Origin of the sequence: Microlunatus speluncae (assembly GCF_009299835.1) — a bacterium.
Taxonomy (GTDB): domain Bacteria; phylum Actinomycetota; class Actinomycetes; order Propionibacteriales; family Propionibacteriaceae; genus Microlunatus; species Microlunatus speluncae.
This window is the reverse complement of sequence record NZ_VKCZ01000009.1, coordinates 102,723-120,695: the sequence shown is the minus strand read 5'-3', so window position 1 is coordinate 120,695 and position 17,973 is coordinate 102,723. Positions and strand designations below refer to the sequence as shown.

Annotated in this window: 11 protein-coding genes; 4 read left to right on the top strand and 7 right to left on the bottom strand. The window is 69.3% G+C overall.

Annotation, left to right across the window (positions count from 1 at the left end):
* Genes FNH24_RS13400 through FNH24_RS13380 form a run of 5 tightly spaced genes read right to left on the bottom strand, consistent with a single transcriptional unit; the run spans position 1 to position 6,750 of the window.
* On the bottom strand, positions 1 to 702 hold the full coding sequence (locus FNH24_RS13400; RefSeq protein ID WP_152362691.1) for a DUF624 domain-containing protein: 702 nt from the start codon (positions 700 to 702) through the stop codon (positions 1 to 3).
* Positions 699 to 3,062, bottom strand: coding sequence for a beta-xylosidase/alpha-l-arabinosidase (locus tag FNH24_RS13395; protein ID WP_152362690.1), 2,364 nt, complete (start codon positions 3,060 to 3,062; stop codon positions 699 to 701). Before FNH24_RS13395 ends, FNH24_RS13400 begins: the two co-directional genes overlap by 4 nt.
* A 54-nt stretch (positions 3,063 to 3,116) precedes the next feature.
* The gene (locus FNH24_RS13390; protein ID WP_217428206.1) at positions 3,117 to 4,022 is read right to left on the bottom strand and encodes a carbohydrate ABC transporter permease; all 906 of its coding nucleotides are present in this window, start codon (positions 4,020 to 4,022) and stop codon (positions 3,117 to 3,119) included.
* Positions 4,019 to 5,023: an ABC transporter permease gene (locus tag FNH24_RS13385; RefSeq protein WP_152362688.1), complete on the bottom strand. Its 1,005-nt coding sequence runs from the start codon at positions 5,021 to 5,023 to the stop codon at positions 4,019 to 4,021. Before FNH24_RS13385 ends, FNH24_RS13390 begins: the two co-directional genes overlap by 4 nt.
* A 29-nt stretch (positions 5,024 to 5,052) precedes the next feature.
* Positions 5,053 to 6,750 carry an ABC transporter substrate-binding protein gene (locus FNH24_RS13380; RefSeq protein ID WP_152362687.1) on the bottom strand — a complete coding sequence of 566 codons (1,698 nt, stop codon included), beginning with the start codon at positions 6,748 to 6,750 and terminating at the stop codon, positions 5,053 to 5,055.
* Positions 6,751 to 7,020: 270 nt separating this feature from the next.
* Between FNH24_RS13380 and FNH24_RS13375 the strand changes: the two genes are divergently transcribed.
* On the top strand, positions 7,021 to 8,037 hold the full coding sequence (locus FNH24_RS13375; protein ID WP_152362686.1) for a LacI family DNA-binding transcriptional regulator: 1,017 nt from the start codon (positions 7,021 to 7,023) through the stop codon (positions 8,035 to 8,037).
* On the opposite strand, the gene secA2 is transcribed toward FNH24_RS13375, so the two are convergent.
* Positions 8,034 to 10,337, bottom strand: coding sequence for an accessory Sec system translocase SecA2 (gene secA2, locus FNH24_RS13370; RefSeq protein WP_217428205.1), 2,304 nt, complete (start codon positions 10,335 to 10,337; stop codon positions 8,034 to 8,036). The genes FNH24_RS13375 and secA2 overlap by 4 nt on opposite strands.
* 82 nt (positions 10,338 to 10,419) lie before the next feature.
* Here secA2 and FNH24_RS13365 point away from each other — a divergent pair, with 82 nt between their 5' ends.
* On the top strand, positions 10,420 to 11,502 hold the full coding sequence (locus tag FNH24_RS13365) for a fatty acid desaturase family protein (protein WP_152362685.1): 1,083 nt from the start codon (positions 10,420 to 10,422) through the stop codon (positions 11,500 to 11,502).
* A 756-nt stretch (positions 11,503 to 12,258) separates the two neighbouring features.
* Here FNH24_RS13365 and FNH24_RS13360 read toward each other — a convergent pair.
* Complete coding sequence (locus FNH24_RS13360; RefSeq protein WP_152362684.1) at positions 12,259 to 13,125, bottom strand: AraC family transcriptional regulator; 867 nt, start codon at positions 13,123 to 13,125, stop codon at positions 12,259 to 12,261.
* A gap of 117 nt (positions 13,126 to 13,242) precedes the next feature.
* Here FNH24_RS13360 and FNH24_RS13355 point away from each other — a divergent pair, with 117 nt between their 5' ends.
* Both FNH24_RS13355 and FNH24_RS13350 read left to right on the top strand, forming a co-directional pair.
* Entirely contained in the window at positions 13,243 to 16,644 is a 3,402-nt protein-coding gene (locus FNH24_RS13355; protein WP_152362683.1) for a DUF5107 domain-containing protein, read from the top strand.
* Positions 16,641 to 17,972: an ABC transporter substrate-binding protein gene (locus FNH24_RS13350; RefSeq protein WP_152362682.1), complete on the top strand. Its 1,332-nt coding sequence runs from the start codon at positions 16,641 to 16,643 to the stop codon at positions 17,970 to 17,972. The genes FNH24_RS13355 and FNH24_RS13350 overlap by 4 nt, the downstream gene beginning before the upstream one ends.
* The last annotated feature ends 1 nt before the right edge of the window (position 17,973 follow it).

Genomic DNA, 17,973 nt, shown 5'->3' with positions numbered 1-17,973 from the left:
TCAGGCGGGATCCGATGCCGGGTCGACGAATCGCCGGATGATGTCGGCCTCGACCGGCCGCATGATCAGCCGCAGCAGCCCGGCGAAGGCCCAGCCGGTCAGCAGCAGGGCCGCCTCGGAGATCAGCACCACGGCGCCGATCGCGACGATCAGCAGGGCCACGAGGCCGAGGGTCGATCGCCAGCCGAGGAAGAACTCGGCCGCCGCCACCCGCAGCGCATCCCTGGTCCGGAAGGAGAAGTAGGAGGTGGCGACGAGCAGGTGCCCGGCCCAGACGGTCAACACCGCGAGCAGCACCAGACAGACCGGTCGGAGGATGTCGCCGCCCGGCACGGTGCTGGCGAAGAAGACGTTGAACGTCAGCACGCCGGCCAGCACCAGGACCGGCAGCCACCACTTCGCGGTGTCGACCAGATTCGACCGCAGCCCCCGCCAGAGGGCCCGGCCGGGACTCAGGTCGGGATCGCGGGACCAGGATCGCTGCGCATACAGGGCCGCCGACAGCGCCGGCGCCACCGGGGCGAGGGCCGCCACGAAGAGCCCGGCGTTCGACCCGTCCGGGACCAGTAGCGTCCAGGCGATCAGGGTCGGCGCGCCGAACAGGCCGAGGAAGGCACCGAGGACGAGATAGCGGTAGACGACGGCACTGGCCCGGGCGAGGACACCGCGGCCGATCTCGTCGGCCTGACCGGGCCTGGTCATCCCGCCCGGCTCTCGGCGGGTCCGGCGCCGGCGACGGAACCGGCGACGGAACCGATCGCCACCAGTTCCCGGTCGACGCCGGTCCGCCGCGCGGCCCCGACCAACTCGCGGCGTACGACGGCATGGACATCGGCGCTGGACCGGGCGATCCGCAACTCGACGGGGCCCGGCTCGACGACCCGCTCGCCGTCGATCCCGATGAACGAGGTGAGGTCCGCGTGCAGGTCGAATCCGACCCGGACCAGCTCTCCGGGAGCCAGCGACACCCGCTGGTAGGCGACGAGCCGTTGGTCCGGCCGCGTGACCGGCGCGACCGGGTGATGGAGATAGACCTGGACCACGTCGTCGATCCGCCGGTCGCCGGTGTTTTCCAGCGTGACCGCGATCGACGTAGCCCCGTCGATCGGCCAGGGCCCGGCCGGCTCGGTGACCGGGTGCCAGCTGACCGAGCCGTAGGAGAGGCCGTGCCCGAACGGATACAACGGGGTCGGGTCGAGGTTGGAGACGTCGTTGCGCAGGCCGAGCGGCGGCGCCAGATAGGTCGCCGGCTGGGCGCCGGGATCGCGGGGGATGCCCACCGGCAGATGCCCGCTCGGATTGACCTCCCCGGTGATCACCTCGGCCACCGCCTGCCCGCCGCGCTGCCCGGGAAAGAACGCCTGGACCACCGCGGCACACCGCTCGGCGAGCCCGCCGAGCGCGTACGGCCGGCCGGTCAGCAGGACGAGGACGACCGGGATTCCCGTCGCCAGGACGGCCTCCACCAGCGCGTGTTGATCACCCGGCAGCCGCAGGTCGGCGGCATCGCTGCCTTCACCGGAGGTGCCGCGACCGAACATCGCCGCCCGGTCACCGACGACGACGACCGCCACGTCGGCCCGCTGGGCCAGGTCGACGGCCGCGGCGAATCCGTCCCGGCCGGCGGCCATGACGTCGCAGCCGGCGGCGTGGCCGATCACCAGCCGTCGGGTGGTGAGCTCGGCGCGCACCGTCGGAATCTCGATGCCCAGCCCCGAATCCGGGTGCTTCACCCCGACATGGGACGGGAACGAGTAGCAGCCGAGCATCGCGTACGGATCGTCGGCGAGGGGCCCGATCAGCGCGATCCGGCGATCCGGCGCCAACGGCAGGATGTCGTCGTTGGCGAGCAGCACCACGGACTCGCGGGCCAGCCGGAGCGCGACCTCGCGCCCCCACGCGCTGTCCAGGTCGACCTCGTCGCTCGGCGTGGGGTCGAAATCCGGCTCGATCAGGCCGAGCGCGATCTTCTGCTCGAGCACCCGCTGGAGCGCCCGGTCGAGCAGTGCCTCGTCCACCGCCCCGGAGGTGACGGCGGTGATCAACGGCTCGCCGTACGCCGCGATCGTCGGCAGTTCGACGTCGATGCCGGCCCACAGCGCCCGGCCGGCGGCCTCGGCGTCGGAACCGGCCACCCGGTGCAGCGACTGCAGGAACCGGACGGCGAAATAGTCGGCGACGACGACGCCGTCGAAACCCCAGGCGTCCCGGAGCAGGTCGGTCAGCAGCCGCCGGTCTCCGGCGGCCGGCATGCCGTCGACCTCGGCGTAGGAGTTCATCACCGATCGGGCGCCGCCGAGCCGAAGCGCCAGCTCGAACGGCGGTAGGAACACCTCCGCCAGTTCGCGCGGCCCGGCGGAGACCGGCCCGTGGTTGCGCCCCGCCCGGGAGCCGGAGTAGCCGGCGAAGTGCTTGAGCGTCGAGACGATGCCGGCGCTTTCGAGGCCGCCCACATAGGCGGCGCCGATGGTGCCCACGAGGTACGGATCCTCGCCGATGGTCTCCTCGACCCGGCCCCAGCGGTAGTCGCGGACGACGTCGAGGACCGGCGCCAGGCCCTGATGGACGCCGACCGACCGCATCGTGCTGCCGATCTCGGCGGCCATCTCCCGGACCAGAGCCGGGTCGAAGCTCGCACCCCAGGACAGCGGCACCGGGTACGCCGTCGCGCCCCAGGCGGCGAAGCCGGCCAGGCACTCCTCGTGCACCTGGGCGGGAATGCCGAAGCGGTTCGCCGCCATCACCTGCCGTTGCGCTCGGGCCAGCGAACGGGCCCCGAGCCGCGGGTCGACGGGCTGGGTGCCGAACGGCCGGGTCAGCTGACCCAGGCCGTCGATGATCACCTCGTCGAACGGGGGCACGTCCTTGGTCAGGTCTCCCTGGTGCGGCGCGACGTCGCCGCCGGAGGCGTCGGCGCCGACCCACAGCCCGACCAGCTGGCCGGCCTTCTCCGCCACCGTCATCTCCGCCACCAGGGCGGCGGCGCGATCGCGGACACTGAGCCCGTGATCATGCCAGGGCGCGCCGGTCGGGTCGGTGGCGGTCTCGACGTCTGCGGGCATGGTGGTTCGGTTCCTTCCGTCGTGGAGGTACGACAGCGGCCGGACGGCCGCGCGTCACCCCTTGATCGATCCGAGCATCACGCCCGAAACGAAGTAGCGCTGGACAAAGGGATAGATGCACAAGATCGGGATGATCGTGAGGATCATCGTCACCGCCTGGATGTTCGACGACACCATCGCGGTGGTGGTGCCGGCGGCCGCGGCACCCTCCGATGCCGTCGTCGAGGCGCCGGCGATCAGGTTCCGGAGAAACAACGTCACCGGGAAGAGTTCCTGCTTGTCGAGATAGAGGAACGCGGCGAACCAGTCGTTCCAGAAGGCCACCGAATAGAACAAGATCATCGTCGCGAGGACCGCCTTCGACAAGGGCAGCACGATCCGCAGGAAGATCCCGAACCAGCCGAGTCCGTCGATCTGCGCGGCCTCCTCGAGATCCTTCGGCAGATTCTCGAAGAACGCCTTCATCACCAGCAGGTTGAACACGGAGATCGCGCCGGGGAGCACGATCGCCCACATCGTGTTCTTCATCCCGAGCGCGGAGATCAACACGTAGTTGGGCACCAGTCCGCCGTTGAAGAACATCGTGAAGACGGCGATGCCGATCAGCACCCCGCGGCCCTTGAGGTGCTGTTTCGACAGCACGTACGCGTACGTCGTCGTCAGGGTCATGGCGATCGCGGTCCCGACGGCCGTGTAGAGGACCGTGTTCGCGTAGTTGCGCCAGAACGTGCCGTTCGACATCACGGCGATGTAGGTGTCGACGTTGAAGCCGACCGGCCAGAAGCTCACCTGTCCGGCCTTGATCGCGCCGGCCGAGCTGAACGACTGGGCGAGCACGGTGACGAACGGATACAGCATGACCACGCAGAGCAAGATCAGCAGGATGGTGTTCAGCACCGTGAACGCGCGGTAGCTGCCGCTGTCCCGCACGCCGGCGGGGCGGAGCTTCTCGTTGATCACCACAGGCTCGTCCCCACGACTCGACGGGCGATGAGATTCGCGGACAGGACCATGACGAGGCCGATCAGCGCTTGGAACAGGCCGATGGCGGCCGCGTAGCTGAGATTGTTCGACATCAGCCCCACCCGGTAGAGGTAGGTCGAGATGACGTCGGCCGTCGAATACGTCAACGGGTTGTACAACAGCAGCACCTTCTCGAACCCGACGTTGAGGAAGGCGCCGATGTTCAAGATCAGCAAGGTGATCATCACCGGCCTCAGCCCGGGCAGCGTCACGTGCCACGTCTGCCGCAGCCGGCCGGCCCCGTCGATCTTCGCCGCCTCGTACAGTGAATCGTCGATCGAGGTCAGCGCGGCCAGATAGAGGATGGTGCCCCAGCCGAGGGTCTGCCACACCTCCGACCCGACATAGATGGTCCGGAACCACTCGGGTTTCTGGATGAAGGCGACCTGATCACCGCCGAACGCGTCGATGATCTGGTTGACCGTGCCCTGCAGCGACAGCAGCTGCATGACCATGCCGGCGACGATCACGATGGACAGGAAGTGCGGCAGATAGGTGATCGACTGGACCACCCGCTTGAACGCCTTCTTCCGGACCTCGTTCAGCAGCAGCGCGAGAATGATCGGCAACGGGAAGCCGATCAGCAGGGTGGTGCCGCCGAGGATCGCGGTGTTGGCGAAGACCTTCCAGAAGGAGGGATCCCCGATGAACATCTCGATGTAGCGGAACCCGACCCACTGATCACCGAAGATGCTGCCGCCGGGACGGAACCGCCGGAAGGCGATCACGTTGCCGATCATCGGACCGTACTTGAAGATCGCGAAGAAGATCAGCGGCAGCAGGGCCAGGCAGTAGAGCTGCCAATCGCGGCGAAGGCTCTGTCGCCAGGTTCTCCTCTTGGGCCTGGGCGGCCGCTGCCCGACCAGGATCTCCGCGCCGTTCCCGGGCTGCTCGTCGGCGTCGCGCAACGGTGCGGTCTCGGCTCGTGTCGTCGCCATTGATCACCTCCCCGAATCGTCGCGCCGCGTCAGGAGTTCTCGTCGACGAAGCGCTTGCGCGCACCGCCGAGGAGATCGAGATAGCTCTGCAGGCCCTGGCCTTCCAACTCCGTGACGTAGGCGTCCCATTCGGCGATGTCACGATCACCGAGGATGAACTTCAGGGTGTTGGTGTCGACCGTGTCCTTCAGCGGGGTCGCGATCAGGGAGGCCTGTTCCAGCTCGGTCTCGTTCAACGGCGCCGGCGGGTACGGCTCCCGGGGCTTGCGGGTGGACAGCACGGAGTCGATGTAGCTGACGAACTCGGGCGCGTTGTACGACTCCTTCAGTGACCTCGACTCGGTGGAATCGGCGAACACCGAGTTCGACCAGCCGAGATCCTTCTGCAGGTCGGTCTTGCCCTTGGGGTTGAGGTTGTAGGCGTCGAGTGAGTACTCCGGGTTGAGCGCGATCTTGCCGTCGCCGCCCTTGGTGTAGGTCTCGCCCTCGACTCCCCAGCGGATCAGTTCCCGGGCCTCCGGGTTGTAGTAGAGCCAGTCGAGGAACTGGAGCGTGGCCAGGAAATTCTCCGAGTCCTTCAGTTCGGAGTTCAGCATGAAGCCGTTCCAGAAGTTCCGCGGTTCGATGACCTGGCCGGCAGGCCCGCCGGGCGGTGCGATCTGCAGCACCTCGAACTTGCCCTTGCCCACCGTCTCTTCCAGGGCCTGCGCGAACTCGATCGCCGTCCCGGCCGAGCCGGAGGCGGCGAAGACCCGTTGGTTCGCGAACTTCTCCGCCACGCTGCCGCCACCGCCGCCGTCGTTCGACGCGGTCATCGACTCGGTGTCGACCAGACCATCCGCCACCAGGCCGCGGAAGTACTCCACCATCTGCTTGTATTCGGGCGATACCGCCGTGTACTTGAGGCCGCGCGCGCCGTCGTCGACCATCCCGTCACCGAAACCCCAGCCGGCGCGGGCGCCCCAGGCATGGGAGGCGAAGTTGAGCAGCGACTGCCCCTCGAATCCGTCGGCCAGCGGCTTGGACTCCGGATACTTCGCCTTGATCTTCAGCAGCGCCGACCGCATCTCGTCCCAGGTCTGGGGGACACCGGCGCCGACCTCGTCGAAGGCGTCCTTCCGGATGATCACGGTGAAGACGGGGACCGACACCTCCTGCAACCCGGGCACCATGTAGGACTTGCCGTCGGACTGCTTGAGCCTGGTGATCATCTCCGCCAGATCCCACTCCTGGACGTACTTGTTGAAATTGGGCATGTGCTTGACGTAGTCGCTCATCGGCAGGATGGCGCCGGAGGACACGAAGGACTTCTCGTCGCCCGTGTAGACCAGCGGAATGACGCTGGGGGCGTCACCGGCGCTGATCAGCAGGTTGCGCTTCTCGGTCGCGTCGCTGAACGGGATGTGGGTGGTCTCCAGCGTGACTCCGGTGCGCTTCTCGACCTCCTTGAAGAACGTCCAGGAGTCCTTGACCGGAAGGTCGGGCCAGTCGGTCCACAACACCGACAGGGTGAAGGGCTCGGTCGCCTTGAACGGGGTGTCGGCCGTGAAGCCTTCCATCGCACCCTTCGACTTGGTCGCGAGTTCCTCCGCCCCGGGATCGCTCCCGCCGCCGTCGCCTTCGGCACTGCAGCCGGCCGCGACGACCAGGCTGGCCGCCGCGACGGAGAATCCGAGGACCTGTCGGCGGCTGGCTCGCAGGGGCCCCCGCCCGAACGCGTTTGACATGGGTCTCCTCTTTGAGATCAACGAAAGTTTCGACAAAGTGTCGATAGTTTCACTGAGCGTAGAAGTCAGTCCGAGGGGTGTCAAGGCGTTTGATGAGCGATGAAGCCTTGTTCAGATCACAAAACGGTGAACGACGGAATGATCGAGAACCGTTGCAAAGGTAGAAAGTTTCGCTGTTCCCGACCTCCTGGTCCGTGGAACGTCCGAAAGTATCGGTACGATCTCGAGGGGCGTCCGCAACGACGCGCCCATCGGGAGTCGAGGAGGATCATGGCGAGCAAACGTCCCCGGGTCACCATCGCCGCGATCGCGGACCAGGCCGGCGTCTCGGTCCCGACGGTGTCGAAGGTGCTCAACGGACGCGGTGACGTGTCGCCGGCCACCCGGGAGTTGGTGGAGGCCCAGCTCCGCGAATCCGGCTACCAACGCCGCCGCACCGCGGCTCCGAGTTCGGTGCGGATGATCGATCTGGTCTTTCATGATCTTGGCAATCCGTGGGCGGTCGAGGTGATCCGCGGGGTGGAGGAGGCGGCGCGGGACGCGAACGTCGAGGTGGTGCTCTCCGAGTGCGGTGCCAGCCGGCGGCCGCGGCAGGAGTGGATCAACTCGGTGCTGATCCGCCGCCCGGCCGGCGTGATCATGGTGTTCTCCGACCTCGCCGCCGACCAGCGGGCTCAGCTGGATTCACGCCAGATCCCTTATGTGGTGGTCGATCCGATCGGCGAGGAGGACGAGTCCGTGGCCTCGGTCGGCTCCAACAACTGGAGCGGTGGTCGGGCGGCGACCCGGCATCTGATCGAGCTGGGGCACCGCCGGATCGGCGCGATCAGTGGCCCGACCGACACGCTCTGCGCCCGAGCCCGGATGGACGGCTACGTCGACGCCTTGCGCCGGGCCGGCCTGCCCGAGGCGCCGGAGTTGATCCGGGTCGGCGACTTCAGCGTCGAGGGCGGCTTTCGCTGTGCCCGGGACCTGTTGGCGTTGCGGGATCGGCCGACGGCGATCTTCGCGGGCAGCGACATGCAGGCCCTCGGAGTCCTCCGGGCGGCTCGCGAGCTCGGCTGGGACGTGCCGGCCGATCTGTCGGTGGTCGGCTACGACGATCTACCGCTGGCCTCCTGGATCTGGCCGCAACTGACCACCGTCGCGCAGCCCCTGGTCGAGATGGCCGGTCAGGCCACCCGGCTGGTGCTGGCGATGGCCCGTGGCGAGCAGCCGGCCGTGCGCAAGATGGACCTGGCGGTCCGGCTGGTCGAACGGGAGAGCACTGCGCCCTGGTCCGCTTAGCCGGCGGGGTTGACCACCCGTTTCAGGGTCCGGCCGACGGCGGCCAGGAGTTGATCTTCGGGGGTTCCGAACGGGTTGTCGCTGACCAGGTACGTCCAGGTGGCGCTCGGCCGGCCGGCGGCGGCGCCGAGCTCGATCCCGTCCTCGGTGATCACGGCGTCGGCCAGGGCCTCGACGGCGTCGTCGAGCACCCCGTCGGCGAAGCCGCGGTAGGCGTCGGCGAGCTCCCGGTTGTAGGCGTACAAGGGATTCTCGCGGCCGATGCTGCGGAAGTGGATGCCCTCCCGGACGTGCTCGGACAGGGCGAGATGATCACTCCAGCGGCGGTCCAGGCAGGCCAGCAGCAGCTGCCGCGCGGCCTCGGCCCGGACCTCGACGGTGATCGTTTCGGGCAGTTCGGCCCAGCGCTCGGCGCCGGCCTCGGCCAACTGCTCGACGGCTAGGTCGGTGGTCAGTAACCGTTCCCGGTAGTCGAGCACCTGCTGCCGTTGGGCCTGCAGTTGCTGGCTGTACTGCCAGGTGATCCGGCGCAGCTCCGCTGCCTCGCCCTCGGCGACCCGCTGGGCATGCTCGACGTCGCCGGCGGTGAGTCCGTCGCCGCCGCGGACGATCAGCGGATCGGTGTCGGAGACGAAGAAGACGCTCTGCCCCGGGTCGCCCTGCCGACCGGCCCGTCCGCGGAGTTGATCATCGAGGCGCCGGCTCGGGTAACGGCCGGTGCCGATCACCAGCAGGCCGCCCAGCTCGGCCACCCGGTCGCGGTCGGTCTCGTCCGCTCCGCCGAGGCGGATGTCGGTGCCACGACCGGCCATCTGGGTGGACACGGTCACCGCTCCGTAGGCACCGGCACCGGCGATGATCTCGGCCTCCCGGGCGTCGTCGCGGGCGTTGAGCACGGCGGCGTCGATCTCATGATCACGGAGCCGGTCCGCGATCCGCTCCGACTCGGCGACGTCCGACGTGCCGAGCAGCACCGGGCGGCCGGCCTCGTGCTCGGTGATCACCCGGTCGACGATCGCGGCTTCCTTGGCGGCCAGGTCGTCGTAGCCCTGGTCGGCGTCGTCGATCCGGATCCCGGGTCGGTGGGTCGGCAGCGACCCGGTCTCCAGCTGATAGAACTCGCGCAGCTGCTCGGCCGCCGACACCGCGGTCCCGGTCATCCCGGTGATCACCGGGTAGCGCTTGATCAACTCGTGCACCGTGACCTGGTCCAGGACGACGCCGCGTTCGCTCTGCCGTACGCCCTCCTTGGCCTCGACCGCCGCGTGCAGCCCGTCCGGCCAGCGGCGCAGTCGGGCGACCCGGCCGCGGTCGGGATCGATCAACCGCACCGTGTCGTCGACCACCAGGTAGTCCACGTCGCGGCGCACCAGCGCCCGGGCGTAGAGCGCGACGTTGACCCGGGTCAGCAACTCGCCGTCGGTGAACAGGTCCGGCACGCCGGAGAGCTGCTCCACCCGATGGATGCCAGGATCGGTGAGGCTGACCGTACGACCGTCGCGGTCCGCCTCGTAGTCCTCGTTGGGCCGGAGCGCTGCGACCAGTTCGGCCGCGGCGGCAAGATCATCTCCGGCGCCGGCCTCGCCGGCCAGTACGAGTGGCACCCGGGCCTCGTCGATCAGCACCGAGTCGGCCTCGTCGATGATCGCGACCTCGGGCGCGGTCTGCACCCGGTCGCCGTCGGCGGTCCGCATCCGGTCCCGGAGCAGATCGAACCCGGCCTCGGTGACCGAGACGTAGCAGACGTCGGCCGCATAGGCGGCCCGGCGTTCGTCCGGGGTCGAGCCCTGCTCGACCCAACCGACCGTGACGCCGAGCCGGGTCAGCACCGGGCCCATCCAGGCCGCGTCCCGGCGAGCCAGGTAGTCGTTCACCGAGAGCACCTGGACCCGTTGCCCGCTGAGCACATAACCGGCGGCGGCGATGGCGCCGACCAGCGTCTTGCCCTCGCCGGTGGCCAGCTCGACCACGATCCCGGGCTTGCCGCCGAGTGGGGCGAGCAGTGCGGCCACGCCCTGCAGCTGGACGTCGTAGGCGCGCTCGCCGAGAGCCCGGCGGGCGGCTTCCCGGCCGAGGGCGGCCAACTCGCTCGGGCCGGCGACCTTCTGCTCGTCGCGGATCCGGGCACAGCGCTGCAGCAGGGCCTCGTCGTCGAGCCCGGTCAGCTCGTCCTCGAGGGTTCCCGCCTGCTCGACCGGCTCCCCGTACCCGTGTAGTTGATGGGTCCCGGGTCGCCCGATCCAGCGGGCGAACGATCGCCGTAACGTCTGGATCCGACCGGATCCGCCGAACAATGCCACCTCCGCACCCTACTGGGGTAGGGCCAACTGAACCGCTCCGTGGAGTGACGTCTACGGCGCGACCCGCGCATAGGTTTCCCGCATGTCACTGCTGCTCGATCCCGAGCCGGGTCCGGCCACCGTCGCCCAACGCCACGTCAGCGGCTATTCCGCGCTGTCGCGGATGATCAAGGAAGCCGGGCTGTTGGACCGTCGGTATGCCTGGTATGCCGGCCGGTGCCTGCTGCTCGGGCTGGGCCTGGTGACCGGTTTCGTGCTGCTGTTCACACTCGGCGGCTCGCCCGCGCAGCTGCTCGTCGCCGCCGGCTTCGGCGTCCTGTTCACCCAGGTCGCCTTCCTGGCCCACGACGCGGCGCACCGGCAGATCTTCGTCTCCGGCCGGCGCAACGAGTGGTCGTCCTTGATCATCGGCAACCTGATCGTCGGGCCCAGCCACGGCTGGTGGATGCGCAAGCACAGTCGCCATCACGGCAACCCGAACAAGATCGGCGCCGACGACGACATCGCCCCCGGAGCACTCGTCTTCACGGCCGAGGACGCCCGGCAGCGGACCGGTGTCGCCGGCTGGTTCGCCCGACGGCAGGGCTGGCTGTTCCCGGCCCTGCTGTTGTTGGCCGGCCTGGACCTGCACCGGGCCGCGGTCGGCACCGTCCTCGGGCCCGGGCCGGTCAAGCACCGGCCGGCCGAGCTGATCTTGATCGCGATCCGCCTGCTCGGCTTCCCGATCTTGGTCCTGGCCGCGCTCGGTCCGGGTCTCGGGCTCGCCTTCCTCGCGGTCCAGGTCGCCGTCTTCGGGGTCTGCATGGGCGGCGCGTTCGCGCCGAACCACAAGGGGATGCCGATCGTGCCGAAGGACGCCAAGCTGGACTTCCTCAGTCGCCAGGTGCTGATGTCACGCAACATCTCCGGTGGCCGGATGATCGACTGGCTGATGGGCGGTCTGAACTACCAGATCGAGCACCACCTGTTCCCGAGCATGCCGAGCGTCAACCTGCGCCTGGCCCGCCCCCTGATCCGCGCCTACTGCGCCGAGCACGACCTGCCGTACACCGAGACCTCCCTGCTCGAGTCGCACAAGATCGTGATCCGCTATCTGAACCAGGTCGGCCTCGGCGAGTCCGACCCCTTCTCCTGCCCGCTGACCGCCCAGCTCAGGTCGCGCTAGCCGGGCGCCCGGCGACGGCGGTGGCCGAGATCGCCCGCCGGCTTGCATCGAGTGGACAGTTTGGGCAGGTTCAGACGAGGATTCGCGCCCAAAGTGACCACTCGCTGAGTGCCTCTGATCCCAGCACCGAACCGGTGGTCGGCCGCGATTCCGGTCCGACCGCTCAGACCCCTCCGCCCTTGTCGCGTCCTTTCCGGCCGACAGACCGAAACGCCCCGGAGAGGCGCACGGGCCGGGCTTGCCCTTCGACAGGCTCAGGGAACGATCATGGCTGCCAGTTGAGCCTTCGGGGACTTTCTTCGGCGCCAAGAGGGGGCGGGTTCGGGTGCTGGTCGGCTCCGGTCCGCCCGCTCGCGTTTCGCTGCGGCGTTGAGTCGGCACGGTACGTGGCCGACCTTTGCGTCGAGAGTGACGTTAGCGACGCAAAAGTGCCGAATCCGCGTCGATAAGGTCACACTCGGCGCAGTCGGCGCCGATCCACAACCGAGATCGCCGCCGGCTTGCGTCGAGTGGACGGTTTGGGCAGGTTCAGACGAGGATTCGCGCCCAAAGTGACCACTCGCTGAGTGCCTCGGATCCCAGCACCGAACCGGTGGCCGGCCGCGATTCCCGTCCGACCGCTCCAACCCACCCGTCCTTGGCGCGTCTTTCCGGCCGACAGGCCGAAACCCCCGAGAGAGAGCCGGGAGCGGGCCGGCCTGCCCCCTTCGACGGGCTCAGGACATGCTTCGACAGGCTCAGGGAACGATCTTCGGGTCAGGTGCCTTCGCGGTAGAAGTTCTGGCGGTACGTGGTCGGGCTGCAGCCGTGGACGCCGCGGAACTGGCGGGAGAAGTAGAAGGGGTCGTCGTAGCCGACCGTGTCGGCGATGTCGCGGACCGGGACGGTAGTGGTCACCAGCAGCTCGCGGGCCCGGGCCATCCGGAGTCGCTTCACGTATTCGATCACTCCGGAGCCGGTGGCCCGGCGAAACAGGGCGGCGAAGTGGGAGGGGCTGAGGCCGGCCAGCTGGGCCAGGTCGGCGACCCGGACCGGATCGGCGAAGTGTTCCCGCAGATGATCTTGGGCCGCCCGGACCGGCTCGGTCTGGCCGCGGGAGCCGGCCAGCTTGTCGGCGGCCAGTTGGGCCAGCAGGGACCAGGCGAGGCCGGCGGCCATGATCAGGTTCGGCTCGGTCTCGTCCCGGCCGACGCAGTCGACCAGATGGCTCATGGTCGAGGTGGTCCGGTAGAGATCACTGATCTCCACCAGCCGATCGGGCAGGATCGGTTCGAGCAGCGACGGCACATCCCGGCCGGCGGCATGCAGCCACCAGATCGTCCAGGGCTGATCGTCATCGGCATGGTAGCCGTGCGGCACGTGCGGCGGGATGATCAGTGCTGAGCCGGCGTGGACGTCGAAGGTCCGGCCGTCCATCGTGCAGGTGCCGCGGCCGTCGATGCAGATGATCACCACCGCCTCCGGCGCACCGCGGGTCCGGACCCGGCCATGGCTGGCGGCGTGCGGGAAGTGTCCGGCGTCGGTGACGAGCAGCCGCGAGGTCGGGTTGCGGCGCAGTGCTCGCTGGACCAGCGGCCGGGGCAGCACCAGCAGCCGTTGCCCCGGGAAGCCGTCGCGGATCATGCCGGCCAAGTCTAGGGCGTGTCCCTCGTTTCCGGGCCGGCAGAATCGTCGGATCGTCCAGGCAGATCGCCGGATCGGTCATTCCGGCCAACCCTGGGCAGGGGCTAGCGTCGCGCCATGCTCACCGCAGAGTCGTCGCGATTCGCCCTGCCCGACCGGCCGGCGGATCAGGTCGATGCGCCGGTGGCGGGCTGGCGCGAGCCGGTGCGGATCGACACCTATGAGCCGTTGCCGCCGGACCGCTATCCGGCCTACCTGGACCGCCGGGTCTATCAGGGTTCCTCGGGCCGGGTCTATCCGCTGCCGTTCTTCGAGCGGATCGAGGCGGAGAAGCGGCCGCGGGACTGGGACGCGATTCATCTCGAGAACGAGTGGATCCGGCTGATGATCCTGCCGGAGCTGGGCGGCCGGATCCACGTCGGCTTCGACAAGATCGCCGGGCACGACTTCTTCTACCGCAACGAGGTGATCAAGCCGGCGCTGATCGGGCTGACCGGGCCGTGGATCGCCGGCGGGGTCGAGTTCAACTGGCCGCAGCATCATCGGCCGGCGACCTATCTGCCGACCGACGCCACGATCGAACGATCACCCGACGGCTCGGTCACCGTGTGGTGCTCCGATCATGATCCGTTCACCCGGATGAAGGGGATGCACGGCATCTGCCTGCACCCGGGCCAGGCCCGGGTCGAGCTCAAGGTCCGGCTCTACAACTCCTCGGAAGAGCCGCAGACCTTCCTCTGGTGGGCCAACGTCGCGGTCAAGGCCCATGATCAACTGCAGTCGTTCTTCCCGCCCGACGTTTCGATGGTCGCCGATCATGCTCGGCGCGCGGTGACCGCGTTCCCCGCCGCGGATCGGCCCTATTACGGCATCGACTATCCCAGCCGCCCTTCGACAGGCTCAGGGACCGGAGGGGACGGCTCGGCGAACGGCAGCGACGCCGTGCCGGGTGATCGGATCGACTGGTACCGCAACATCCCGGTGCCGACCTCGTACATGTGCCTGGGCAGCGAGGGCGACTTCTTCGGTGGCTACGACCACGCCGCCGACGCCGGCTTCGTGCACGTCGCCGATCACCGGACCGCGGTCGGCAAGAAGATGTGGACCTGGGGCAATGCGCCGTTCGGCCAGGCCTGGTGCCGCAACCTGACCGACGACGGATCGGCCTACATCGAGCTGATGGCCGGCGTCTTCACCGACAACCAACCCGACTTCTCCTTCCTCGCCCCCGGTGAGACCAAGGTGTTCAGCCAGTCCTGGTTTCCGATCCAGCGGATCGGTCCGGTCCAGGCAGCCACCGTCGACGCCGCGATCGCCGTCCGGCGGGACAGCACCGGAATCACGGTCGGGGTCGCGGCGACCTCGGCTCGACCCGAGGTCGAGGTGATCATCTCCGCCGCCGGGCGACCGACCGTGCACCGCGCCGACCTCGCGCCCGGGCGGCCGTTCGAGGTGCGGGTCAGCGATGATCACGAGCTCGAGGTCAGCGTGCGTGATCATGGTGTCGAGCTGGTCGCGCTGCGGCCGGCGGCGCCCGCCGAGCCGGCTGCCCCGGCGACCGAGCCGCCACCGCCGGCCGACGTGGTCAGCGTGGAGGAACTGTTCCTGATCGGCATCCACCTGGAGCAGTACCGGCACGCGACCCGGTCGCCGGAGCCCTACTGGGCCGAGGCGTTGCGCCGCGATCCCGATCATGCGCCGACCACCACCGCGCTGGCCGCGCGCCGCTATCGCGCCGGTCGTTACGCCGAGGCCGAGCCGTTGCTCCGCCGTGCGGTGGCTCGGCTGTCGCTGCGCAACGCCAACCCGGCCGACAGCACCGCGCACTACTACCTCGGCCTCCTCCTGGACCGGCGCGGTGATCACGACGGCGCCCACGCGAACTTCAGCAAGGCCGCCTGGAACCGGGTCTGGCGGGGTCCGGCGGGTTACCGGGCGGCCCGGCTGGACGCCGCCGCCGGTCGGATCCCGGCTGCCGTGGAACGGCTGACCGATGTGCTCCGCGCCGAACCGGAGCACCTGCAGGCGCGCAGTCTGCTGGTGATCATGCTCCGCCGCGCCGGTCGGGCCGACGCGGCCGAGGCGCTGCTGGCCGAGACCCGACGCCTCGACCCGCTGCACTGGTGGTCGGCCGACCTGGCCGGACGCCCACTGACCTGCGACGCCCAGACCTGCCTCGACGTCGCCCTCGAGTACGCCGCCGCCGGCGAGCTCGAGGCGGCACTCCGGGTGCTGGAACGGGCCGCCGCGGCGGCCCGGCAGGCACCGCTGGGTGCACCGGCGGCCGGCCCGTTGATCGACTACCACCGGGCCCGGCTGCTGCACCGGCTCGGCCGCTCCGTTGAGGCGGACGAGGCGATCGGGGCCGCCCGGCAGGGCAGCGATCGCTACTGCTTCCCGGGCCGGCTGGACGACGCCGACCTGCTGGCCGAGCGGCGTGCGGAAGCTCCCGACGATCACCGGGCGGCAGCCTTGCACGGGCACTGGCTCTATGCCCGGGGCCGGGTCGACGACGCGGTCGCCGCCTGGTGGCGGTCGGTCGAGCTCGACCCGTCGGATCCGGTCTGCTGGCGCAACCTCGGCCTGGCCGCGTACAACCACGGCCACGATCTGGACCAGGCGATCGCCTGCTACGACCGCGCGGTCGCCGCGGCCCCGGACGACGCGCGGCTGCGCTTCGAACAAGATCAGCTGGCCTCGCGCGCCGGGGTGCCGCCGGCCGAGCGGTGGGCCCGGCTGGCCGACCGGCTGGAGCTGATCCAGCAGCGCGACGACGCGGTGGTCGAGCTGGCCCATCTCCGGCTGAGCCTCGGTGATCATGATCGCGCGACCGAGCTGCTGCTGGCCCGCGAGTTCCAGCCCTGGGAGGGCGGCGAGGGACAGGCGTTGCGGGCCTGGGACCGGACCTGCCTGGCCCAGGCGAACGCGGCGCTGACCGACGACCGGCCGGCCGACGCCGTCGCCTGGCTCGACCGGGCGCTGGATCCGCCGGCCTCGCTGGGGGAGCAGCGGCACCCGCTGGCCAACTCGGCCGCGCTGCAGTTGGCCCGCGGTGACGCGCTGGCGGCGACCGGTGATCACGATGCCGCCCGGGCCGCCTGGACCGATGCCGCGGGCCAGGTCGGCGACTTCCTGGCGATGAGCACCACCCCGTACAGCGAGGCGACCGACGCGTCGATCACCGCGCTGCGGCGGCTCGGCGAGCACGGCGCCGCGGCCGAGCTCGCGGCCGCGCTGTCGGGCTTCTGCGACGAGCTCGAGGCGACTCCGGCGACGGTCGACTACTTCGCCACCTCGCTGCCGACCCTGTTGCTGTTCACCGAAGACCCGGAGTTGATCAAGAAACGGCGGGTGCGGTTCCTTCGTGCCCAGCTGGCCGCCGGCAACGGGGGCCGGCCGGGAGCGCTGCGGGACCTGGTGGAGATCCTCGCCGAGGATCCGAACCACATCGAGGCCGTCGACCTGCAGCGCAGGCTCGACGGTGATCACAGCCCATCACTCACAGGAGAGATTCGATGACTGATTCCCTTCGACAGGCTCAGGGCACGTTCGGTGCGCTGACCCGCCGTTCCCTCTTGGGCGGTGCCGCCGCGATCGGCGGCGCGTCGCTGCTGTCCGGATGCATCGGCTCCAGTCCCGGCACCTCCGCCCCGCCGGCCAGTAGCGGAGGCCAGCCCAGCGGTCCCGCGACGCTGCAGATCTCGTTCTCGGAGCCGAAGACCCGGGACGCGCTGCTGACCACGATCAAGGACTTCGACGGCCAGGCGCCGACTGTCAACGCGGTCGCCACCGAGCAGTTCCGGGCCCAGCTGTCCACCTACCTGACCTCGGCCACACCGCCGGACGTGATCGGCTGGCTGGCCGGCTCGGTCGCCAGGGACTATGCCAGCAAGGGATTGCTGCTCGATCTCAGTGATCTCTGGACCGGCGACGGAGCCTGCGCCAACTTCTCCGACTCGCTGCGCAGCCTGTGCAGCGACGAGAGCGGCAAGCCGATCTTCGTCCCGACCAGCTACTACTGGTGGTCGATCTTCTACAAGAAGTCCGCCTTCGCGAAGTGGGGGATCACCGAGCCGCCGAAGGTCTGGGACGACTTCATCGCGCTCTGCGACGACCTCAAGGGTCGCGGCGTACATCCGCTGACCAACGGCATCGGGTCCACCCCGTGGATGTCGTCGGGGTGGTTCGACTACCTCAACCTCCGGGTCAACGGCGCTCCGTTCCACCGCGACCTGCTGGCCGGGAAGTTCCCATTCACCGACGAGCGGGTGGCCGCGGTGCTGGAGAAGTACAAGCAGCTGATCCCGTACTTCGACCCGAACATGCGGTCCTACTCCGTGCAGGAGGCGGTCACGCCGATGGTGCAGGACAAGTCGGCGATGTATCTGGTCGGCGCGTTCGTCAGCGTCTCGATGCCGAAGGACATGGTCGATGATCTTGACTTCTTCTCGGTGCCGACGATCGACCCCGCGATCCCGAGTGCCGAGGAGGCGCCGACCGACGGCTACATGGCCGCAGCCAAGGCACCCAACGTCGAGGAGGCCAAGAAGCTGATGTCTTTCCTCGCCTCGCCGGCCGCCCAGCAGAAATACATCGAGCTGTCCGGGTCGTCCAACCTGCCCACCTCGCCCGACGTCGACACCTCGAGCTTCTCACCGCTGGTGCAGAAGGGGATCAAGCTGTTGAACGAGACCGAGGAGATCACCCAGTTCTTCAACCGGGATTCCTCCGACGCCCTGCAACTCACCGCCGACGCGGCGCTGAACAAGTTCCTCGACGACCCGTCCGACATCGCGGGCACGTTGAAGGACTGGCAGGCGGCCGCCGATCGGGTCTTCAAACAGTGAC

What these genes read in the sequence shown, in the direction of transcription:
- FNH24_RS13400 (WP_152362691.1), bottom strand. Translation starts at nt 702, where the DNA reads ATGACCAGGCCCGGTCAGGCCGACGAGATCGGCCGCGGTGTCCTCGCC.
- FNH24_RS13395 (WP_152362690.1), bottom strand. Translation starts at nt 3,062, where the DNA reads ATGCCCGCAGACGTCGAGACCGCCACCGACCCGACCGGCGCGCCCTGG.
- FNH24_RS13385 (WP_152362688.1), bottom strand. Translation starts at nt 5,023, where the DNA reads ATGGCGACGACACGAGCCGAGACCGCACCGTTGCGCGACGCCGACGAG.
- FNH24_RS13380 (WP_152362687.1), bottom strand. Translation starts at nt 6,750, where the DNA reads ATGTCAAACGCGTTCGGGCGGGGGCCCCTGCGAGCCAGCCGCCGACAG.
- FNH24_RS13375 (WP_152362686.1), top strand. Translation starts at nt 7,021, where the DNA reads ATGGCGAGCAAACGTCCCCGGGTCACCATCGCCGCGATCGCGGACCAG.
- FNH24_RS13365 (WP_152362685.1), top strand. Translation starts at nt 10,420, where the DNA reads ATGTCACTGCTGCTCGATCCCGAGCCGGGTCCGGCCACCGTCGCCCAA.
- FNH24_RS13360 (WP_152362684.1), bottom strand. Translation starts at nt 13,125, where the DNA reads ATGATCCGCGACGGCTTCCCGGGGCAACGGCTGCTGGTGCTGCCCCGG.
- FNH24_RS13355 (WP_152362683.1), top strand. Translation starts at nt 13,243, where the DNA reads ATGCTCACCGCAGAGTCGTCGCGATTCGCCCTGCCCGACCGGCCGGCG.
- FNH24_RS13350 (WP_152362682.1), top strand. Translation starts at nt 16,641, where the DNA reads ATGACTGATTCCCTTCGACAGGCTCAGGGCACGTTCGGTGCGCTGACC.